Genomic DNA, 20870 nt, shown 5'->3' with positions numbered 1-20870 from the left:
ATTAAAACTCAAACTCTCTGATCTTTTCCGCAATATAATCCACATCATCCATTGAAAGATCATAGAACATCGGAAGCCTCAAAAGGCGTTCGCTTTCTTTCGTTGTATAAACATCTTTTCCATGAAACCTTCCAAACTTCTCACCTGCCGGAGAACTATGCAATGGAACATAATGAAAAGCCGGTGCAATTCCATTTTCACGGAGATAAGCAATCAGTCTTGTACGTACAGCAATATCTTTCACCTTAATGTAATACATATGTGCATTGTGTACACATCCCTCCGGAACGACCGGTCTCTGAATCTTTCCCTGTTTTTCCAGATCTTCCAGTCTCTCATGATATCCATCATAAACCTGATGACGTTTCCTGTTGATCTTATCACACTCTTCCAGCTGTGCATACAGATATGCCGCATTCATCTCGCTCGGAAGATAGGATGATCCATAATCAATCCATCGATATTTATCAATCTGTCCTCGGAAAAATTTACTTCTGTCCGTTCCCTTTTCACGCAGGATCTCAGCTTTTTCCTGATATTCATTCTTCTGGAATACCAGAGCACCACCTTCACCCATAGTGAAATTTTTTGTCTCATGGAAACTGTAACAGCCAAAGTCACCAATCGTACCAAGTGCCTTTCCATGATAATAAGCATCCACTCCCTGTGCTGCATCCTCAACAACTTTCAGGTTATGTCTGCGTGCAATCTCCATAATTTTATTCATCTCACAGCCAACACCGGCATAATGGACCGGAACGATTGCTCTGGTCTTCTCTGTGATCGCATCTTCGATAAGATTTTCATCTATATTCATCGTATCCGGACGGATATCAACGAATACGATCTTTGCACCTCGAAGTACAAAAGCATCCGCAGTGGAAACAAATGTATACGATGGCATGATGACCTCATCCCCTGGCTGGATATCACTCAGGAATGCCGCCATCTCCAATGCATGCGTACAGGATGTTGTCAGGAAAACCTGATTTACCTGGAAACGTTCTTTCATCCATGCTGAACAAAGCTTCGTATATTTTCCATCACCACAGAGCATGCCCTGAGCTACTGCATCCTGAATATACTTTAATTCATTACCGACAAGTGCCGGTCTGTTAAAATAAATCATCTGACTCCTCTACTTTTCTTTATAAAGAATACTTGGGTATCTTATTCTGAAAAACAATTTCTTCTCCATCCGGATCCGTCATACTCATTTTCTCAAAAAAATCTCTTGATATCTCATCAAGTTCTTCTCGGCTGCCTGCCTCTATATAATACAGTGCAAGATACGGGTTCGGACCGTACGCCACAACTTCTTCTCCTGCCTCATAGAAAATCCACGGTTTCACAACCGCTTTATCTTCCGCGAGTTCATATGCAGCCTGTTGTTCCTGAATCTGTTTCAGTCTCCCATGAAAATACAAAACAGCTCCATGCATCAATGGTTTACGGATATCCTGCGCTTCCAACATCTTTGTAACATACTCGTTATCGTAAACATAATTCAACAAAAGTTCTTCCATGTTAAAGCAATATACCATATCAGTCAGCTCATGCTCATAGCCAAAGAAACGTGCAGCAATCTCACAGACCTGGATTCCCTCTCCTGCTTTCCAGAAAAACTGCATGGAAAGCGGTCCTTCCTTCTGTCCGGTATACTCAATATACGACTGCAGCAGGGAAACCGCCGGTTCTTCCACCTTATCGATCAGGCAGCTCGGATACACATTTCGTGTGCTCTCCGGAAGCTCTCCTTCCGCAAACTGTGTTTTCTCTCTGTCTGCAATACTGATGACTCTCACCGCTCCATCAGAAACCCAGGTCATCATATTAAATTCAAATCCATCATTATATTCTTCAATCAGAATTTCATCCAGATCTGTAAACTCTGCGGTTTTACGAACACTTCCTGCAAGCTGCTCCTGATCTTTAATGATGAAAATTCCTCTTGAACCATATTTATCCAGCGGTTTACTGATCAATGGATATTTAAGCCCTGCTGTTATTTCGGCAAGTTTATATTCATTCTGTTCTGCTGCCGGTACTTTCACAAATCCAGGCGTCGGAAGCCCCAGCTTCGAAAGCAGTTCCCGACAGGCTGATTTGTCTCTGTACCAGCAAAGCTGTTCCGGTTTCAGATAGCAGGGCAATCCCGCTTTCTCTGCAATTTTGACCATGCATTCCATGAGCAGATCCGAAAAAGAGGTTATGATTCCATCAACCTTTTCTTTCTGGCAAAGCTCTGCCACTGCATCAATATCCGTAACAGGAATCACGTAAGATGCATCTGCATACTGTCTTGCCGGTCCATCTGGGTAACCATCACAGACGATCGTATAATGTCCCCGTTCTTTTGATTTTTTTACAAGCTGTACAAATTCGCCCAGTGTACCAAGTATCAGTAATCTGTGCTTCATTCTCCGGCTGCCTCCCATTCTTTGATCCGTTCTGCCATATATTGCATTTCTTCTTTTCCATAACGCTGGTCACATGGCAGAGGCAGTACATCTGCCGCCCACTGATATTCCAGACTGCTCTCTGTACATTCTTCGAGAATGTTTTTCCAGTAGGTCGGTACAAAAATCTTATGTTCTGCAAGCCAGCGTCTTAACTTAAGGCCTTCTTTATGATAATACGGATAAACAAATGGCCCCTCCGGTGTCACCCGGGTAAAAATAAATTCTGACGGAAGTGCCTCGGAAAGTATACGATAATTTTCCTCTCTCTTACGTCTTCCCGTCTCATAATCGATTGCTCCCAGCAGATTCTCTGTCAGCCTGGACATACGTCGAATCTCCATGCCTTCATACCGAGCTGCATTCTGAAGCATCTCCTGATAGTAGACGCCTGCATTTTCTTCGTACCGCCCAAGGATATGTCCCATTCTTTTATTGGAATGATCCACTGGCTTATCCATCGGAAGCACTGCATCTGTGGAAAGATATGCTCCATCACTGACTCCCCAGAATTTTCTGCAGGAATACAGGGTATCCACACCTTTCAGCGGTTTCTGAAAGAAAGCATGCGTATGATCCACAATGATATTTCCAAAAATCTTCTGATATGCCAGGATCTTCTCATCTGTCAGTTGACCGTAATAATTGACCAGATACAGACATTCACTTTCTCCCAGTTTTTTCCGGGGAAGCAAAACATTTAACTCCGCATCCAACTGATAACGGCTGATCCGGATTCCACGTTGCTCGCAGGCTTCCGTTACCGACTCGCATAAGAATACCGGCAGATATATTTTTGTATAACCGCGGCCTTCCAGAAGCCACCGAAGTGCTGTTCTTCCCAGATTTACTTTATAAAGATTCGGATAATACTCTTTACCTCCAAAATCTTCCAGCTCAAAATAGCCTCCGATTTCTTTTTTCATCAGTCCGTGTCCTCCCGGCGCACAACATAATGTGGCATTTTCTTTGCTTCGTTCAGAATATTCATCAGATAGATTCCCATGATCCCAATCGACAAAAGAATCAGTCCAAAAAATGCCAGCATCACCATCATCAGGGATGTCCAGCCTTCAACCGACACACCAAACGCAAAGTAACGCACAAGAAAATACACTGCCATGACCATGCTCACCAGAAAACTGGCAATTCCGATATTTCTCACCATAAGAAGCGGAAATGCTGTATGTGCGGTGATATCATAGATCAGATCCTTCACAAGACGTTTGAAAGAATAGCCGCTCTTTCCATAAACCCTTGCCGCATGCTGTACTGGTACGTTGATGATTCTGTTGGATGTCAGCACCAGAAGGTTTCCGATCTGAGGCAGGTATGTATTTGTCTTCACCATTGCATCTACAAGGAAGCGACGGATCAGACGGTAACTGGTGATCTGAAGATCCGGGTCTTTGCCGAGCATCTTAGAAGTTGCCCACACAGAAAATTTCGTTCCGAGTTTGCGGATAAATCCATGCTGTCTGCCTTCATAGCTCGCAATGATCGCATCAACATCATCGCGTTCTCTCATAACATTTATCATCTTCGGAAGTTCTTCCGGCTGATGCTGCAGGTCATCATCCATGGTTACAACAAAATCACCTTTCACATGTGCAAATCCACACAGAAGCGCCGGATGCTGTCCAAAATTTCTTGCCATCTGTATGATGCGAACTCTATTGTCCTTTGCACGAAGTTCCTGCATGACTTCAAAGGAACGGTCTTTGGAACCGTCATCCACAAGAATCAGTTCAAACTCTTCTTTTATTACTTCCCGGAATACTTTTTCCAGGCGTGTATAAAGTTCCTGTAAGGTGTGTTCGGAATTGTATACAGGAACAACAACGGAATACAAACTCATAGGTTTCCCTTTCTTTCTAAATACGCAATAAATTTATGCATTCTTTTTTATCATATCATTTTCATAATCCATTGTAAACAATTAGTATATGGTGTAAAATTAATAAATATTGGTCAAAAAATAATATTGTGGAGGAATTATGAAAAATTTCAGAAACTATCTGCAGCTCCATCTGAATATTCTGCTGTTTTCTCTGACAAGTGTTTTTTCAAAACTTGCCTCGATCCAGTACAATAAAAACGGACTGCATGCCCCGCTTCTATATGTATTCCTGTTCCTGATGATCGCCAATTGCGGAATCTACGCGATCGCCTGGCAACAGGTCATCAAAAAATTCTCACTGTCCACCGCCTATGCCAACAAAAGTGTCTATCTTCTGTGGTCACAGATCTGGGCAGTCGCAATTTTTCATGAACAGCTTTCCGTACAGAACATCATCGGAATCCTGATCGTATTATTCGGAGTATGGACGGTGCAGAGATATGAATAGAACTTTTATCCTGATCATGCTGGGAGGAACTTTCTTTTCCGCAATCTCCCAGATTCTTCTGAAGCAAAGTGCAAATATAAAATATGACAATCCTTTAAGAGAATATCTCAACTGGCGTGTCATCCTCGCCTATGTGATGTTCTTCGGTATTCTTCTTCTGAACACCTGGTGTTATACCAAAGTAGACATGCGCTATGGGCCTGTGATCGATACTGCCGCTTATGTATTCGTATTATTGCTTTCTCGTTTCATCCTGAACGAAAAGATCACAAAGGGGAAACTGATCGGTAATCTGATCATCATTGCCGGCATCCTTGTATACACATTGTAAAAGCCAGACGCCATCAGTTATCCACAATCCAGACAGAGTTTTTCACAAATAAAAGGAACAGACTGAAACGCTGCATCTGTATGATGTTGCATTTCAGCCTGTTCTTTTTTATTTGTTCAGATCATTTATTTCACTGACATTATTCTTCTTTTCCGCCCTCTGCTTCCGTTTGCTCTTCTGCATCTGTCTGTGCTGCTTCCTCTGCCTCAGCAGCTTCCTCTACTGTTTCTTCTGTTGTTACCGCATCTTCAGCAGTATCTGCATTTGCTTCCTCAACAGTTTCGTCTGTTTCCTCTGTTGCAGTCTCTTCAGCAACTTCTTCTGCTGTTCCCTCGATCACATCATCTCCGGCATCTTCTTCCGGTTCAACAGTCGGGCATGCTGCGCCACACTGTGAACAGAACGCATCATCTTTTGCAAGCGGACTTCCGCAGGATGGACAAAAACGTTTATTTTTTACCTTCAGTTCAGATATATCTGTTTTATATTTCTCGATCTGTTCCATGCGCTGGTCAATCTGTTCGCAAAGTGCTTTCTGTGCATCATCTACCGGAATTTCCTTTTTATAACGTTTGTAAATGATTCTTCCGAGGTCGGCCATTGCTTTTTCTATCTGTCGTTCTTCACCGGAGATTTTGTTTTTAAGTCTCTGGGTCTCATAAACCTCCTCTGCACGTCCGCTCAGTTCCTTCGCAGTTTTTGTAAGTGTTTCTCCAAGACTTCCAAAAAAATCTTTTGCCATGATAAGTTACCTCTCTTTCTTTATAAAAAGCCATGTTATATATACTCTGTATTTAGTGATTTCCTTCCAGCAGCGGAACTTCCTGTCCTCTGAGAAGAATCTTCGGGCCACCATTGCCTTCTATATATTCTCTTGTGATCGTAACCTGACCGATATTATCATCTTTCGGAATCTCATACATAATATCCAGCATATATTCTTCCAGAATTGCCCGAAGAGCTCTGGCTCCTGTGTGTTTTTCCATTGCTTTGGCTGCAATAGCATGCAGTGCTCCCTCTTCAAATTCCAGTTTTACCTCGTCCAGTGCCAGAAGCTTCTGATATTGTTTCAGGATCGCATTGCGTGGCTCGCTTAAGATCTGTACCATCATATCCTCTGTAAGCCCATTCATGGTAAATATGATCGGCAGACGTCCGATAAACTCCGGAATCATACCAAAACTTCGAAGATCTTCCACCGTCACCTTCTCCAGAATATGTGGATCGTCATCATACTTGTCTTTCAGATCTGCATAAAATCCAATAGACGCCTGCTTATTCAGACGTTCTTTAATGATATTTTCCAGATCCGGGAAAGCGCCTCCACAGATAAACAGAATATTTCTTGTATTTACCGTTGTCAATGGAACCATTGCATTCTTGCTGTTGGCTCCGATCGGCACTTCCACATCTGCTCCTTCCAGAAGTTTCAGCATACCCTGCTGTACAGCTTCTCCGCTGACATCTCGCTGATTGGTATTTTTCTTCTTTGCGATCTTGTCAATCTCATCAATAAAGATGATTCCATGCTCAGCCTTCTCCACATCATTATCAGCCGCTGCAAGCAATTTGGAAACAACACTTTCAATATCATCACCAATATATCCTGCTTCTGTAAGAGAAGTCGCATCGGCAATCGCCAGCGGAACATCAAGCAGTTTGGCCAGTGTTTTGACCAGATAGGTCTTTCCGCATCCAGTAGGTCCGATCATCAGCATATTGGATTTTTCAATTGCGATCTCATCCATGGTATCTGTTGCTACACGTTTATAATGATTGTAAACGGCAACGGACATTACCTTCTTGGCATATTCCTGACCGATCACATATTCATCCAGGGTAGCCTTAATCTTATGCGGTGCCGGAATCTTCTTGAGATCCAGGACTGGTTCTTTCTTTTCTGCTTTTTTCTTTTTGGGTTTCTTCTGCTGTCCCATCTGATTCTGGAAACTGCTTAGATCGATCATGCTGACATTTGGCATATTGAGCAGATCACCATAATTAAAATTTCCTGTCTGCATCTGCTGATTCATACTGTCAAAGCTTCTCTGCATACAGTCCGGACATATATGTATATTATTAGGAAGATCGATCATCTTACCAACCTGACTCTCTGCCCGATGACAGAGCGTACAGTACTTCTCAGGTTCTTTCTTGTTTTCTTCCTGATCATCGTCATCGCTGACCTCTCCCTCTAAAATCTCATCCTCGTATTTATCTGCCATATATCTGTAAACTCCTTCTGCATAGTTGTTATCTGTCTCATATAAAGAACGCACAGATCAAAAGTGCATTCTGCATCTTCGAATCTATGCGTTCATTATAACATAACCAGTAAAACTGTAAACTAAAGTTTTTATAAATTAATTTTTGCTTCCGAGCGTGACTGAAATTGTCTTCTGAACATACTCTCCGTTATCTGCTCTTGATACAACAACATCCACCGTCTCACCGGATGCATAATACGCAAGCTTACTCTCCAGATCATCTTTGCCGCTGACTGTCTGTCCATCAAAACTTACGATAATATCACCTTTCTGGATACCTGCTTTCCCTGCAGCGGAATTTTTCTCCACACGGATAACAAAAGCTCCCTCCGGCATATCATACATCTGTATTGCCTCTGTGGAAAGATCAGCCGTAACGACCCCAAGATAAGCTGCATTCTCTGATTCAACTTTATCTCTTGTCTGACGGTTCATCAGTTCCTCAAGAATCGGCTGTGCCTTGGATATTGGAATTGCGTATCCCATTCCCTCTACCGCACTGTCCGCATACTTTGCAGAGTTGATGCCGATCACTTCTCCCTGCATATTCAGCAGTGCTCCACCACTGTTACCTGGATTAATCGCCGCATCTGTCTGAATCAGGCTTGAACTGGTACCATCATCTGTCGAAATGTTTCTGTTCAATGCACTGATCCATCCGGAGGTAACTGATTGTCCATATCCAAGTGCATTTCCAATTGCCACAACCTGTTCCCCCACCTGAAGGTCATCGGAATTGCCAAGCTGCGCTATTTTGATCTGCGAGAGTGTGTCTTCCGGTATATCTGATTTCTGAACTGCAACCACAGCCAGGTCATTTGATTCATCCGTACCTTTTATCTTGGCACTGACTGCATCTTCCACATTGACATCACCATCGCTGCCGGACATATCCACCGTTTCCTCTTCTGCGTTGACTACATCATTTCCGACAAAGCATACACTGAGTGTTGTCGCACCGGATACCACATGATTATTTGTTGCGATCAAAAGCTCATCGTCATTTTCTCCGACAATGATTCCAGAACCGCTTCCCTCACTGGAATATTGCTGTGTGCCATAACCAAATCCAAATGCCCGGAAATAATTTGGGATTTCCTGTACACTTACAGATGTAATTGCGACTACCGTTGGCATTGCTGTATCTGCAACTTCTGCAACAGAACCCGTCTGTGACACAGCAGCTGCTGTTTCCGAAGCGGCAGTTTCACTTGAAGCAGCTCCTTCACTTTCATTCGAATCACTTCCATCTGCCGAAGAATCTCCTGCAAGCTGTGCTGTCTCTATCTGACTGTCCTTCCCGTCTGATCCCAGATATTTCTCGGACGCAAAATTCACTCCCTGAAATACAACACCTGCTACCAGCCCGAATACAACTGCCAGCGAAATCGTTTCTGCAAGTTTTTTTCCGCCACGTTTTTTGTTTTTTTTCTTTTCAGGTAATTCCTTCACTGTATCTGATTCTGTATTCTGATGCATACAATAATGTTCATATCTTGGTGGCTCATTCTGTCGATTGTTTTCTGTATCATTCTGCGGAGCATTCAGATTCCATTTTTTTTCATCATCCATGCCTGTGCTCCTTTCTTTTTATCTTTTTTATCCTATGAAAACAGTGTAACAATCAATTGTGTTCAAAATGTGACAACTCCTTTAAAAAACCGTGTGCTTATAGCTGTTTCATTGACAGCCGTCTGTATTTTTTACACCTTCCAGTATTCGCGGTTCATTGTACACCATAAAATCATTTTTCGAGGAAGTTTACGATAGTTTTTACCACTCAGATAGCCGGCATATTTACAGCCCGACTGAAGTATTACTCCCGGAATCAGCCATATTTTTCTTTTTTGGATCAGGTAGTTTATTGTTTTCTTTACAAGTTTTATTCCTTCTCCCTCTGACGGCACTCCTGCAAAAATTTCCGGATGTTCTGCCTGTGATACACCCAAATCAAAATTTCTGTGGAACTGCTGCATGCAGGAATAGTTATGTGAATGAATCACTTTTGCATCTGCGGCATATGCAACTGCATAGCCCTCCTGGATCAGCCTGCCGGCATAGATCATATCCTCATTAAAAATTGCCTTTCTTACAAAGCCACCAAGTTTCTGATAGATATCCCTTTTGTAAGCAGCACATACGTTAGAGCAGAAAAATGTTTTGATTCCGTAAACCGGCAGATCGTCTTTTGTTTTTACAGCTGATCTGTCCGGATAATTAAAAGATCTTGTGTATTTCTCGACAAAACTGCAGTTTTCATTCGGAAGCTGTCTGGCATACGCTGCACCAGTCTTTTCATCTTCTGTCAGTGCTTTTACCAGATTTTCAATCAGACTTTTATCTGCGGGTAATGCATCCTGCGTCATAAATACCATAACATCCGCATCTGAAAGTTCAGCTGCCCATGCACGTGTTGCACCATGATCAAATTCCTGTTTTTTCAGATGATGCACTTCCAGGATTGAAAGCTTTTCTTCCAGTTCTTTATTCCAGTATGTTTCTTCTGTATTCATTACAATGATCCGGTGTATCGGAAATGTCTGTTTTGTAAGACGTTCGATCAACGTGGAAAATTCTTTTCCCGGATGATACGCCGGAATGATCACATCCACTTTTATATTTTCCATAATTTCTCCCTATATTTCTTTATAAATGTATGGTAACAGAAGAAGGGAATTTCTTCAATGAGAAATTCCCTTCTTAACTATCGTCTTATCTTTATGAATTTAAGCAGCATCAGGAGTGCCTGTCGCCTCTGCAGCCGCTCCACTGTCATCTCCACTGCCTTCGTCAACGATGTCTCCGCCACCGCTTTCGTCTCCGCCGTAATCCGGTTCCGGAGTCGTTGGTCCTTCATAGTCTTCGCCACCGGAACTGTCACCACCACTGTTGTCGGAACCATCATTACTGTAATCTCCGCCACCAGAAGAAGAACCACCGCTGTTATCAGTCTCATCACCACTATAGTCTCCACCACCGGAGCTATCGCTGTCAGAACCGTAATCAGAGCTTGTATCAGACCAGCCACTTCCATTCTTTTCAAAAATAACAGTGTCATTTGTTGTATTTTCTTCAACAGTTGCCTGTTTATCGTCCAGACTGCTCTCACCACCGACGATTTCAAGAATCTTTTCACTGTTTGCTTTTACAGTCGCAGATGGTGTGTATGCTTCATCTCCATAAAGAAACTTGTGCAGTTCGATAACATTTGTCTCCAGAGTTGTCGGTACAATAATACTTCCCTTAACATTAGAGAACTTATAAGATGTCGGGAATCCTGTCGTATCGTCTACACTGTAACCGATCAGAGTAGGCAGAAGCTGCAGGATTTCGTCTTTTGTCATAGAAGTTGTAACCATCGGGAATACATCGTCCATGATCTTGAAGATCTTGCCAAGACCAGCAGATTTTGCCTTGCTGACGATCATCTGGATCACACGTCTCTGTCTCTCTGTACGTCCCATATCAAGGCTTGCTGTATAACGGATACGACAGTAAGAAGTTGCCTGTACACCATTCAGATGATAATGATACTGAACTGCCTCGATATCATCCGGTCTGTCCGGAAGTTCGATCGGTGTATAATCCTTACCTGTTTCTTCGGATGTCTCTACACAGTAGTTATTCATATGAACAATCTCGGCATAAGACATATCCATATCCAGTCCACCAAGGTCATCGATGATCGTTGTCAGCGCATTGAAGTTTACGGTTGCATATTCGCTGATGTTCAGGTCGAGGTTTGTATTCAGCATTGTGATCGCCTGTTCGGCTTCACCGTAAGCATACGCTGCGTTCGCCTTGGAATAAGTATCGTTACCAAGATTGAGAAGGGTATCTCGATATACAGAAACCAGCTTCACATCTTTTGTGTCATTATTTACGCTTGCAATAATAATTGTATCACTGTTCTCACCGCCGAGTGCAGTATTTTTATCACGGTGGTCAATACCAAACAGAGCATATGTTGTATAACCTGTCAGAGTTGATTCCTGTGAATCAATAGAATCCTGTACTTCCTGGTTTACTTTGATCTTACTGTCATCCAGAACTGGCTGATTGATCTTGTCCAGTTTTGAATTCAGCTGTCCATATACATACAGACCACCGATAAACAGCAGAAGAACAATAATTTCAACAGCAAATAGTATCTTTTTTGTTTTTGACTTAGGTCTTGCCATCTTCTCTCCCCTTATCTTTAATATGCATTTTTATTAATGAACCCTTTGAAAATCGTCAGGAACAATATCTTTATATCAAATCCGATCGACCAGTTCTCTATATAGTAGAGATCACAGTCAATACGTTTACGAATAGAGGTATCTCCCCGGTAACCATTTACCTGTGCCCAGCCAGTAAGTCCCGGACGCACCTGATGTTTCACCATATATCTTGGAATTTCCTCACGGAATTTCTCAACAAAAAACGGTCTCTCCGGTCTCGGTCCCACCAGACTCATATCACCCTTCAGAATATTAAACAGCTGAGGCAGTTCATCAATGCTGGTCCTTCTCATAAATTTACCGATTCCGGTTACCCTCGGATCATTCTTAACTGTCCAGGCCTTCTTTTCTTCGGCCTCCGGCTGAATTTCCATAGAACGGAATTTGTACATCCAGAAATTCTTATTATGAAGTCCGACACGCTCCTGTCGGTATATAAGTGGTCCCGGTGATGTCAATTTGATGAGTATGCACATCAGCAGCATGACCGGTGAAGAAACAATGATCGCCATGATCGCCCCAACAACATCCATCAAGCGTTTGACCATTGCATTAAATGTATTACTCAATGGAACATAACGGATGTTGATCACCGGAAGTCCCAGTATATCTTCCGTATATGGTTTCGTAGGAATGATCTTATTATAATCCGGTATAAATTTGGTATGAACACCGGATTTCTCACACATTCCGACAATTTCCTCCAGTCGGTAATATTCACTCAGTCCCAGTGTAATTGCAATCTCATCCAGCCTGTTTGCAGGAAGTATCACAGAAAGATTTGCAATTCGTCCGATAACCTTGATTCCATTATAAACAGTTCCTGCCGGAACATTATCATCAAGGATTCCTCTGACAACATAACCCCACTGTGGATTCTGCTGAATTCTGTCAATATATTCTTCCGCTGCCCGGCTGTAACCTACCAGTATCATCTGCTTCTGATTCAGTCCGCGCTTTCTCATTTTTCTCAGCATGGAGAAAATAAAGAGCCTTACTCCCCATTCTGCAAAGATGTTGATCACACAGAAAATGTAAACCGTCAGTCGGGAGAAATCAGACTCTCCCATCATATACAGACTGAATACGATCAGCAGAAGTCCGAGTACATTTGCCTTGATGATATTTGCCAGAACCAGTCTGCGCCCCTGCATATGCAAAGGCTCATATAAAGTAAATGCCTGATACAGAAGCAGATACCCCGGTATGATAAATATCAATGCAAACATGTACTCTTCAAACGCAAGTGCCCGGACTGCTGAATATGCAAACGGACCGATAAAACGGATCATCCAGGCAAGTACATAGGTCACAGCAATGACAATGGCATCAATTAACATCTGGAGACGACTGAAATTCTTCTGATTGTCCTGAATCAATCTCTGCCACCTCTATCCATTTCATTGTGTTTTAAGCATCTCTGTCCGTACATTCTGAATCCCATGTCTGGACAGACACGTTTATATTATAATAGTTGTCCTTCAAAATCAATAAAATCTTATCTTTTATTATATTAAATTTCCATAAACCACTGTAAAAATGACTTTATGCCCGAATTCTGCGGAACATATTTTCCCACAATTCAAGCTGTATCTTACAGTAATTGGGAAGATGTTTAACCGAAAACGGAACTTTCCTGTGATTCATGCTGATAGAAAATCCGTTTTTGATACCGGCCAGGTATTCTTTTCCCATTCCTTTTAGTGCAAAGAACAGAAACTTGATCAGAAAACCCGCTACCAGAAACGGCAGATTCAGGATGATCTGAATGAGTGGCATATTTTTATAGATCAGATAAATATTATTTCTGGAAGAATATCTGGTCTTGAAATGATTATATCTGGATCCACTCGTACCACTTCCCACATGATATACGACTGCATCCGGTGCATACCAGTTTTCATATCCATAAATTCTGGCACGGTATCCGATATCCGTATCCTCCAGATATGCGAAATGCTCCTCATCAAAATATCCGATCTTTTCCATGATCTTTTTACGATAAATAGCTGCACCTCCGCAGGCTGAAAAAATTTTTTCTTCTTTCTGATACAGATCAATATTTTTTCCTTTTCCCCGCGCAAAAGACCAGCCCAGCGCACAGTAATAATTTCCTGCATCATCCAGCTTATCTCTGTCATGATACTGTACCATTCGTGCCGCACACGAAAAAGCATTTTTATGTCTTCTTATCGCCAGCAGCATCTGCTCCACAAAATCTTCCTTTACTTCCGTATCATTATTCAGAAGCAGTACATATGGTGCTTTTGCTGCTTTTATTCCCTCATTGACAGCCCGGCAGAATCCAAAGTTATCCGGCAGCTCAATAATATGCACCCATGGATAATTTGCACTTACAAACGAACAGCTTCCGTCTGCGGATCCGTTATCCACCAGGATCACTTCAAAATTTTTCAGTGTCTGCCCTTCCAGACTTCCCAAAACGCTGTCCAGAAATGCGATTCCATTAAAATTCGGTATGATCACCGATACTTCCATATTATCTCCTATCTGTTTTCTTTCTCTTTTAACTCCATTCCTTTCAATGGACGAAGAGAATAATTCCATTTTGAAAGAGAAAGGTTCTTATTATAGTACGGATCTCCTTTTTTCAGAATATCGATCCAGTGACACCGGATATACTCGATTTCTTCCTGAAAACGCCGTACCTTCTCCTGGCTGTCTTCTGCACCTCGTGTTTTTGATTCCATATGATACAGCTGTACATATGGATCATAAACGATCAGTCTGCCAGTCTCTCTGACCTTCAGACAAAGATCTACATCATTGAATGCAACGGACAGTTCCTCGGTAAATCCACCAACTTCCTCAAAAGCTGCTTTTTTCATCATCATGCATGCTGCAGTCACTGCACTCATGTCCTGAAGGATTGAAGCCTTATGCAGATATCCGGTACGATTTGCCGGCATATTCACGAACATATGTCCGGCAATTCCGCCAATTCCAATTACACAGCCTGCATGCTGGATCGTATCATCCGGATAAAGCAGCTTTACACCTACTGCTCCGACCTCCCTGCGCTGACACATTCCAAGCATTTCTGTCAACCAACCTTCTGTAATAACTGTCACATCATTATTCAGGAACAGAAGATACTCCCCATTTGCATAACGTGCTCCATAATTGTTGATTGCAGAATAATTAAATTCTTTTTCCCAGCGAATGACTCGAATCTTCGGATCTTTCTTCAGTTCTTCGTAATATGCAAAAATCTCCTCAGAAGTACTGTTATTCTCTACAATGATGATCTCATAATTCTGATATTTTGTTTTTTCTTTTATAGATGCAATACACGCATGAAGCGCTTCTTTCTCATCTTTATTTGGAATGATGATCGAAACAAGCGGTTCTCCATGGACCGGATACTGTACCCGGAAAAATCCGAGATCCGGTGTATGTGTTACTGTTCCCTCTGTACCGGTGCGTTTCAGATGTGCTTCAATTGCACGCCTGCCTGCTTCAAATGCATACATCTTGCTTGCAGGATTATCTGCCGTAGATGCTTTATGCGTCCGCCAGTGATAAAGGATTTCCGGAACATGTCCGATCTTGCCGGCCTCCTCTACACAGCGAAAGATAAAATCATGATCCTGCGCTCCGTCAAATTCCTGCCTGAAGCCGCCAGCTTTACGTATAACAGACTGTCTGGCAACAAAAAAATGACAGATATAGTTATTGGAGCGCAGAAGATCCAGATTAAAATCGGGCTTCAGATGCGGCTGAAAATGCTCGCTCAGGTCTGTAGTCACCTTATCTTCATCCGTATAAACAGCGTCCAGTTCCGGATCTTTTTCCAGAGCAAGCGCAATCTCATAAAGCGCATTTGGTGCAAGCAGATCATCATGATCCAGTATTCCGGCAAACTCACCTTCCGTCATTGCAAGTGCTGCATTTGTGTTCCCTGCAATTCCAAGATTCTCTTTTAATTCCTGTACACGTATGCGGCTGTCCCTCTGTGTATACTCAGCAAGTACCTGTTTCATCTGTTCATCATCCGGACTGCCGTTTGCAATACACAGCTCCCAGTTGCCGTAAGTCTGTGCCAGAAGTGAATCGATCATCTGACGCAGGAATGTTTCCGGCGTCCGGTATGCCGGAACCGCCACACTGATCAGGGGAGCACTTGAAAATCTGTGATGACGCTGTTTCTCAAGCTCTGCCTCATCCGGTATATAGGCCTCATACCAGGGGCCATATGGTACTTCTTCCGGTTCAAAACGTTCATGAAGGCGTATCCAGAATTCTTTTGGTCCGTAATGCTTAAAATAACGCAGTCCTTTTTTGATCGTATAAGGGTTTAATTTTTTCAGCATCCTTCCCCATTCGATATGCCCTGCCACATCTTTATTTTTACTCATATTTTATTGATACCCTCAGGTTATTTTTCTTTGTTTTTATATATAATCGGATATCATTTTATCATCCTGCCCCTGTTTTTGCAAGGGCGTATGTCATTCTGCTTGAATTAAGCGCTAAAATAGGATATGATAGATTCTATTGAAACCTTAAGATAAGAAATATAATGGGAGTACAGATTTATGAAATCAAAAAGATTATATAGTGGTCTGATGGCTCTTGGGCTTGCATGTACACTGATATTCCAGACACCTGTCCTGGCAGCCGAAGAAACGGCCGAAACGCAGACCTCTTCCATTTCGACCAACAGCATCTCCGGCTGGCCACAGGGTCCGGATATCACCTCCACAGCTGCAATGATCATGGAAGACAGTACACAGACTACCGTTTATGCCAAAAACATGGACCAGGTTCTTTACCCCGGTGCTACAGTAAAAGTTATGACCACGCTTCTGACTCTGGAAAATGCACAGCTGAGCGATCAGGTTACTATGACCGCGACCGGTGTTTCCGGTGTCACGGACGGTGGTGCAAGTATTTCCGCTCAGCTGGATGAAGTCTTTACTGTAGAACAATGTCTGTATGCGATCATGCTTGCATCTGCCAATGATGTTGCTCTTCAGATTGCAGAACAGATCGGTGGTTCCGTTGACGGATTTGTTCAGATGATGAACAACCGTGCTGTCGAACTTGGATGTACCAATACCGTATTCACTAATCCTACCGGACTTCCTGACGAAAATCAGCATACAACCGCTCATGATATGGCATTGATCACAAAAGCGGCTATCGACAACGAATCTTTTCGAGCCATTGCAGAAACCACTTCCTATACGATTCCGGCCACCAATGTATCTGGCGGTGAACGTGTACTGACCAACAACTTCTCTATGCTGAACAATACAAATGCTTCTTATTATCAGTATTGTCTCGGTGGACGCGAGGGATACACAGAAGCTTCCGGAAGTACTTTGGTCTGCGGAGCAGAAAAAAACGGAGTTTCTCTGATCGCCGTTGTTCTCCAGGGTGCATCCGGTACAACTGCTGCCGAAGCAGTCAGTCTTCTCAACTATGGATTTGACAACTTCCAGCTCCTTTCTCTTGGAGATAATGATTTTGATATGGCATCCGGTGGAAACGTATTTGTACCAAACGGTACTACTGCTGATGCACTTACAACACAGGATGGCGAAGTTCAGGATGGACAGTACAACCGTCAGTTTCTTTTTAATGGAACTCCGGTCGGCACTGCGGTTATGTCTGTAACTTCACCGGAAGAAGATACTGCTGTTATTGAAGCCAGCACACAGAATCTGACAAATGCCCAGGATTATACAGTCAGTCATACTTCTGTTCCATACTTTGTGATCGGCGGTATCGGACTTTTTCTGCTTCTCCTGATCCTTTTCCGCATCGTGAAGGTTGCAAAATCCTGATTCCTGTCAAACTTACGAACATGCAAGAACCGGCCACTGTCTTTTCAGACAGCAGCCGGTTCTTTTTATCTTTTATTCTCTGCTTCTCAATTATTTTGCTGAATTTCTTTCAGATAACGACCAAGTGCATCTTTCCAGTCTGGCAGTCTTGTGAAACCATGTTCTTCCAGTTTTTTCTTTTCAAGACGGCTGTTTGTCGGACGTTTTGCCTTTGCCGGATATTCTGCTGAACTTACCGGAAGTACTTTTACATCCATACCTGCCTGACGGAAAATTTCTTTTGCAAAATCACACCAGGAAATGTATCCACCTTCATTTGTTGCATGATATTTACCATACTCTTCTTTTTCGAGCATATCCACCAGAAGTCTCGCAAGATCATAAGTATAAGTAGGTGTTCCGATCTGGTCATCAACAACTGTCAGAGTATCATGCGTCTTGCCAAGATTCAGCATAGTTTTGATAAAGTTCTTGCCATTAAGTCCAAATACCCATGCAATACGTACAATATAATGTTTTGGAGCATATTTTTCTACAGCAACCTCTCCATCATATTTTGCCTGTCCATAAACATTCAATGGTTTTACAACCGGATCATCCGGCTCCCACGGACGAGTTCCCTGTCCGTCAAATACGTAATCTGTACTGATATACACCATTGGAATATCAAGTTTTCCACAAATTCTGGCAATATTTTCCGTACCTTCTGCATTGACTTTGTGGCAGACTTCCTGGTTATCCTCAGCCGCATCTACTGCTGTCCATGCAGCACAATGAACAACTTTGTCCGGATGTACTTCTCCGATCACACGCTCAACAGCAGCTCTGTCTGTGATATCCATTTCATCCACATCCACACCAACGCCTTCATAGCCTCTTTTGGCCAGCTCATTCATAACATCATAACCCAGCTGTCCTTTTACACCTGTTACTAATACTTTCATGCAAAATCCTCCTATATCCGTTTCAGTGAAAAATCCTGGCTCTTTAATGTCAGATTCGGGTTGTAATATGGGTCCCCGTCACGCATGATATCCGGCCAACGTCTTTCAAAAATCTGAATTTCTTTATTAAATCGTGCTACTTTTTCCGGTGTATCCTCCAATCCTCTGGACTTGGATTCATAATGATACAGTTCTGCGTATGGATTATATACGATCAGATAACCGGCTTCTCGCAGTTTCATACAGAAATCAATGTCATTAAATGCAACTGCAAGTTCTTCTGTAAGCCCTCCGACTTTGTCAAAAGCTTCGCGCTTCACCATCATACATGCAGCAGTAACTGCACTGTAATCCTGTGCACAGATGATTCTGTGGCAGTAGCCTGTCGTTCCTCTCGGCTGCAGAACAAAACAATGCCCTGCAATTCCGCCGAAACCAATGACTACACCTGCGTGCTGAATCGTATCGTCCTCATAATACATTCTGGCACCGACAGCTCCAACATCACTGCGCATACAGTAGCCAAGCAGTTCTTCCAGACAATCCTCATTAATGATTTCCGTATCGTTATTCAGCAGAAGGAGATATTCACCCTTTGCAAAAGCAGCTCCATAATTATTGATTGCAGAATAATTGAACTCCTTATCCCAGTAAACCACATGGGCTTTTGGATTCTCTGCTTCCAGTTTTTTGTAATACTGGAAAGTAGCATCATCTGTACTGTTATTTTCAACAATGATATATTCATAATTTTTGTAAGTAGATTTCTGATCAATGGAATCCATACACCGTTTCAGATCATCAATATGATCTTTATTCGGAATAATGATGGAAATCAGTGGATCATGGTCTCTGTGAAATCTTGTCCTGTAGAGTCCCAGAAACTCTCCCTGATATACTTCTGCGTCGATACCCGTTCTTCTGTAGTGCTCTTCAATCGCACGCTTCCCGGATTCAAATGCATAAGTTTTGCTCTCCGGATTTTCCGCGGTGGATTCCTCATGACATCTCCAGTGATACAGGATCTTCGGTACATGACAGATCTCTTCCGGGCTGACAGTCTCTATACAGCGGAAAATAAAGTCATAATCCTGCGCTCCGTCAAATTCCTTACGGAGAGTTCCGACCTGTTCAATAACTTTTCTGTCAACAACAAATAAATGACAGATGTAATTTACTGTGCACAGAAGATCCGGATTGTAGTCTGGTTTGAAATGCGGCTGGAAGAATTTATGTCCATCCATCGACATCTTATCCTCATCAGAATAAAGGACCTTCACATCTCTGTTTTTATTCAGTGCCTTCACACATTCAAACAGCGCATTTGGTGTCAGTTCATCATCATGATCTGCAAACGCAATATAATCACCCGTTGCAATCTCAATCGCAGCATTTGTATTTTCAGAAATCTGCAGTGATTCCTCATGAGACACTACTTTAATCCGCTCATCCGATGCTGCAAGTGATTCAAGCAAACCGGCGATTGGTGAATTTGCCCCACTTCCATCTGACAGACAAAGCTCCCAGTTCGGATATGTCTGCTCTTTGATCGTCTCAACCAACTGTCGAAGATATTTTTCCTGTGTTTTATACAGTGGGATCACAATGGAAATCTTTGGCTGAAAATCAAATTTTTCTCTTCTCTGACGTTCCAGTTCCTTCGGTCCCGGAAGATGTCTGACGATCCACTTCTGATATGGGATTTCCCTGGTAGATGCCGTTCTGACCTTAGCTGCAACTTTTCCGACAAGAGCGGCACTTCCCTGTGTTTTCCAGTAACGGATTCCTTTTTTTGCATATTTTTCGATTTTTTTCCGGATCACCACCGTCTGCTGCAACGGAACCACATGTACAGATTTTGTATTTCCGGCATAGAAAACAATGTAAACAACTTTGCCTTTTAGATTTGTCAGCTCCACAAAGAATCCTGATTTGTCTTTGTTTTCCATCTGTTCCATCTCTTCATAAAGCTGTTCTACATCCACACGCTCCGTCCGAAGTACTTCCGCCTGGATTTTTTCTTTATTTTCATCAAAGATCTGGATACGTACTGGTTCTGCTGCCACTGCCCATCCCCGGACACGCAGAAATCCCTGCTGCACTTTTTCCTCTTCAATGTAAAACTGTGGTTTTCCCCTTCTTTTTTCAAGATTCTTTACTGAAATCGAAAACCAGCAAAATGTTTTTTCCGGCATCTCCGCATAAATACTAAGTTTCTGGTATCCCTCCAGAGATCCCGGAAGCTGTACAGCCGCTGTGATCCGCTCGCCCCGCATCAGGTCTGGATCTTTAAATCGTTCCAGTGCACTGACGACTTCCAGTCGCTGAATTTCTGCCTTTACCTCAGATCCGTCCAGTTTCGCACGCATTTTGGCCTCTTTGGGCCATGTGCCCTGCAGAATATAACAACATGGATCCTGCAGATGGAATCGGTCCTTTGTTACCTCAAAAATTTCTCTTGCCATATAGAATTATCCTACCTCAT

17 protein-coding genes are annotated in these 20870 nt (G+C 42.7%); 3 read left to right on the top strand and 14 right to left on the bottom strand.

All coding sequences use genetic code 11. The annotated features are described in order from the left end of the window. Position 1: 1 nt before the first annotated feature. From rffA to NQ503_RS03535, 4 genes are read right to left on the bottom strand one after another with little or no spacing between them, the layout of a single operon-like run. A complete protein-coding gene (gene rffA / locus NQ503_RS03550) occupies positions 2-1129 on the bottom strand; it encodes a dTDP-4-amino-4,6-dideoxygalactose transaminase (RefSeq protein ID WP_005422754.1) in 1128 nt (375 codons plus the stop codon). A gap of 19 nt (positions 1130-1148) precedes the next feature. Beyond that, entirely contained in the window at positions 1149-2420 is a 1272-nt protein-coding gene (locus tag NQ503_RS03545) for an ATP-grasp domain-containing protein (RefSeq protein WP_055066501.1), read from the bottom strand. Continuing rightward, positions 2417-3385, bottom strand: coding sequence for a hypothetical protein (locus NQ503_RS03540; protein ID WP_005422749.1), 969 nt, complete (start codon positions 3383-3385; stop codon positions 2417-2419). Before NQ503_RS03540 ends, NQ503_RS03545 begins: the two co-directional genes overlap by 4 nt. Continuing rightward, on the bottom strand, positions 3385-4317 hold the full coding sequence (locus tag NQ503_RS03535) for a glycosyltransferase family 2 protein (RefSeq protein WP_005422747.1): 933 nt from the start codon (positions 4315-4317) through the stop codon (positions 3385-3387). The genes NQ503_RS03540 and NQ503_RS03535 overlap by 1 nt, the downstream gene beginning before the upstream one ends. A 139-nt stretch (positions 4318-4456) precedes the next feature. Between NQ503_RS03535 and NQ503_RS03530 the strand changes: the two genes are divergently transcribed. Next, positions 4457-4807: a hypothetical protein gene (locus NQ503_RS03530; RefSeq protein WP_005422744.1), complete on the top strand. Its 351-nt coding sequence runs from the start codon at positions 4457-4459 to the stop codon at positions 4805-4807. Beyond that, positions 4800-5138, top strand: coding sequence for an EamA family transporter (locus NQ503_RS03525; protein WP_005422742.1), 339 nt, complete (start codon positions 4800-4802; stop codon positions 5136-5138). The genes NQ503_RS03530 and NQ503_RS03525 overlap by 8 nt, the downstream gene beginning before the upstream one ends. A gap of 139 nt (positions 5139-5277) precedes the next feature. Here the strand turns inward: NQ503_RS03525 and NQ503_RS03520 are convergent, their stop codons facing one another. The 8 genes from NQ503_RS03520 to NQ503_RS03485 all read right to left on the bottom strand — a co-directional run bounded on the left by NQ503_RS03520 (position 5278) and on the right by NQ503_RS03485 (position 16007). Continuing rightward, complete coding sequence (locus NQ503_RS03520; protein WP_005422740.1) at positions 5278-5880, bottom strand: zinc ribbon domain-containing protein; 603 nt, start codon at positions 5878-5880, stop codon at positions 5278-5280. Positions 5881-5932: 52 nt separating this feature from the next. Beyond that, the gene (gene clpX / locus NQ503_RS03515; protein WP_005422736.1) at positions 5933-7363 is read right to left on the bottom strand and encodes an ATP-dependent Clp protease ATP-binding subunit ClpX; all 1431 of its coding nucleotides are present in this window, start codon (positions 7361-7363) and stop codon (positions 5933-5935) included. 138 nt (positions 7364-7501) lie between these two features. Continuing rightward, positions 7502-8977: a S1C family serine protease gene (locus tag NQ503_RS03510; RefSeq protein WP_022388252.1), complete on the bottom strand. Its 1476-nt coding sequence runs from the start codon at positions 8975-8977 to the stop codon at positions 7502-7504. Positions 8978-9108: 131 nt separating this feature from the next. After that, positions 9109-10032 carry a glycosyltransferase family 2 protein gene (locus NQ503_RS03505; RefSeq protein ID WP_005422733.1) on the bottom strand — a complete coding sequence of 308 codons (924 nt, stop codon included), beginning with the start codon at positions 10030-10032 and terminating at the stop codon, positions 9109-9111. Positions 10033-10131: 99 nt separating this feature from the next. Next, complete coding sequence (locus NQ503_RS03500; protein WP_259893329.1) at positions 10132-11586, bottom strand: LCP family protein; 1455 nt, start codon at positions 11584-11586, stop codon at positions 10132-10134. Positions 11587-11603: 17 nt separating this feature from the next. Further along, positions 11604-13007 (bottom strand): undecaprenyl-phosphate glucose phosphotransferase, encoded by a 1404-nt coding sequence (locus tag NQ503_RS03495; protein ID WP_044924968.1) that lies wholly within the window; start codon positions 13005-13007, stop codon positions 11604-11606. Positions 13008-13173: 166 nt separating this feature from the next. Continuing rightward, positions 13174-14127: a glycosyltransferase family 2 protein gene (locus tag NQ503_RS03490; RefSeq protein WP_044924977.1), complete on the bottom strand. Its 954-nt coding sequence runs from the start codon at positions 14125-14127 to the stop codon at positions 13174-13176. An 8-nt stretch (positions 14128-14135) separates the two neighbouring features. Then, a complete protein-coding gene (locus NQ503_RS03485; protein WP_005422725.1) occupies positions 14136-16007 on the bottom strand; it encodes a glycosyltransferase family 2 protein in 1872 nt (623 codons plus the stop codon). A 180-nt stretch (positions 16008-16187) separates the two neighbouring features. On the opposite strand from NQ503_RS03485, the gene NQ503_RS03480 reads away from it, so the two are divergent. Continuing rightward, entirely contained in the window at positions 16188-17441 is a 1254-nt protein-coding gene (locus tag NQ503_RS03480) for a D-alanyl-D-alanine carboxypeptidase family protein (RefSeq protein ID WP_005422723.1), read from the top strand. Positions 17442-17527: 86 nt separating this feature from the next. Here NQ503_RS03480 and rfbD read toward each other — a convergent pair whose 3' ends face one another. Both rfbD and NQ503_RS03470 read right to left on the bottom strand, forming a co-directional pair. Further along, on the bottom strand, positions 17528-18385 hold the full coding sequence (gene rfbD / locus NQ503_RS03475) for a dTDP-4-dehydrorhamnose reductase (protein ID WP_005422721.1): 858 nt from the start codon (positions 18383-18385) through the stop codon (positions 17528-17530). An 11-nt stretch (positions 18386-18396) separates the two neighbouring features. Beyond that, positions 18397-20850 (bottom strand): glycosyltransferase family 2 protein, encoded by a 2454-nt coding sequence (locus tag NQ503_RS03470; protein ID WP_005422719.1) that lies wholly within the window; start codon positions 20848-20850, stop codon positions 18397-18399. Between the last annotated feature and the right edge of the window lie 20 nt (positions 20851-20870).

It is taken from the genome of Blautia obeum ATCC 29174, from assembly GCF_025147765.1.
Taxonomy (GTDB): Bacteria; Bacillota; Clostridia; order Lachnospirales; family Lachnospiraceae; genus Blautia_A; species Blautia_A obeum.
This window is presented reverse-complemented; position numbering and strand designations above follow the sequence as displayed.